At 51.1% G+C, this 1,942-nt stretch carries 2 protein-coding genes; one reads left to right on the forward strand and one right to left on the reverse strand.

All coding sequences use genetic code 11. The annotated features are described in order from the left end of the window. Positions 1–582, forward strand: a 582-nt coding sequence (gene trhA / locus AC52W5_RS02475) for a PAQR family membrane homeostasis protein TrhA (protein WP_495669850.1), incomplete at its 5' end; no start/stop codon positions are given. A gap of 247 nt (positions 583–829) precedes the next feature. On the opposite strand, the gene AC52W5_RS02480 is transcribed toward trhA, so the two are convergent. Beyond that, positions 830–1,888 carry an AI-2E family transporter gene (locus AC52W5_RS02480; RefSeq protein WP_495669851.1) on the reverse strand — a complete coding sequence of 353 codons (1,059 nt, stop codon included), beginning with the start codon at positions 1,886–1,888 and terminating at the stop codon, positions 830–832. Between the last annotated feature and the right edge of the window lie 54 nt (positions 1,889–1,942).

The following is a 1,942-nucleotide window of genomic DNA, read 5'->3' on the forward strand; positions in this document are numbered from 1 at the left end:
ATTGGTCTTGCCGCGGCACTCATCGGAGCTCCCTTTCTCATCACGCAGGCGGCACGGCATGGAAACGATGGGTTTGTTGTTGGTGTGACTCTCTTCTCCGCAACGACCATATTTCTTTACCTTGCATCTACCGTCTACCATGCGTTGCCCACGAGCAACGCCAAGCAGGTGTTTCGGGTCCTTGAGCATTCTGCGATCTTTCTTCTTATCGCTGGCACCTATACGCCATTCACGCTAGGGGTACTTCATGGCGCATGGGGCTGGATTCTTCTTTCAACTATATGGGTTCTTGCTGCAGCCGGCGTGGTGCTGAAGGTATTCTATGGAGCCTCCCCGCCCATTCTATCCACCTGTCTCTATCTATTAATGGGATGGCTGGTTGTGATTGCCGCGGATCCATTGATTGCCAAAATGCCAACGCCTGGCTTGCTCTGGTTGGTTGCCGGAGGGTTGTCTTACACGGTCGGAGTAGTTTTTTTCGCACTCGATTCCCGCTTGCGGTATGCTCACCTGATTTGGCATCTCTTCGTTTTGGCGGGCACCACATGCCATTACTTCGCCGTGCTCTGGTATGCCGCCTGACCTTCCCTCTACCCACAGAGAGCTCGAACGTATCAGGGAATGTCTTGCTGCTAAAAAATTGGGCAGCTGTTGTGAAATAATAGTTTGAGTCTTCAGGTAGCGCGTATCCTGCTAAGCTCTTCAGCCCTCACGTCGAACACCATCTTTTCCCAACATGTGCAGCCGTTACTACCCTTGGTACGGGAGAGCCTACGCCGCCGACCGTTAATCACTCACGCGCTGTTGTTGGTTTAGAATAATTTTGCCATTAATCGTTGGGCATTTCCCGTGTTGTAGAAAAGAGATCCCAAGCGGCAATGAACAGTGCTGCGATTACGGGGCCGATGACGAAACCGTTAAGGCCAAAAAGAGCCATACCCCCGAGCGTTGAGATAAGTACCAGATAGTCGGGCATCCGGGTATCCTGGCCGACGAGTATGGGCCTTAGAACGTTATCCACCATTCCAATTACAAGCACACCAAAGGCGATGAGAGTTATTCCTTGCCAAATGGCCCCGGTAAGCAGGAAATAGATCGCTACCGGTGCCCAGATAAGGGCAGCGCCAATAGCAGGCAATAAAGATAAGAAAGCCATCACAAAGCCCCACAGCAGCGCTCCTTGTATACCCAAGAATGAAAATATCACTCCCCCTAGCGTGCCTTGTATCGCGGCCACGGCGATATTGCCCTTTACGGTGGCACGAACCACGGTGGTGAATTTACCGAATAAATTCCGCTTATGCTCCGGGCGTAGCGGAATTGCCTGTTTAATTTTCGCAGACAAAAGGGTCCCGTCCCGGAGCAAGAAAAACAGCAGATATAACATGATGCCAAAACTGACAACGAACTCAAATGTATTCTGGCCCATTTGGAGCGCCTCCTCCGCGAAGCGTTGGCTTCCCTGCAAGGCAATGTTTGACAACGTGTCCTTTAGCTCGGAAATCCTGGCCAACCCGGCGTTATCGAGAAATTTGACCACCCAGGGCGGCAGCGCGCTTATGACTTGTTCGAAATACGCGCCAAAGTTCAGCTCCCCAGAGCGAATTCTTTGATAAAAGACTACCCCCTCCTGCAACAGTGAAGCGGTGATGAGCGTGAACGGGAGAATCACCATGATCAGGCAGAGCAATAAGGTTGTGAGCGCGGCAAGATTCTGCCGCTGGTGTAGACGCTGTAGCAACCAGCGATAAAACGGCACAAATATTATGGCGAGAACGGAGCTCCAGAATATTGCGCCGAAAAAAGGCAGCAATATCCACCCGAATGCCAGGGAGATGACAATTAACAGGAGCAGGAAGGATTTTTGCTGAAGCTCTGGGGAATTCATATAAATCCGGATGGAAGGTCAAAATCTCGTTGTGTTCGCTAAGGTACGAAACAA

This window comes from Nitrosospira sp. CT (assembly GCF_059489795.1).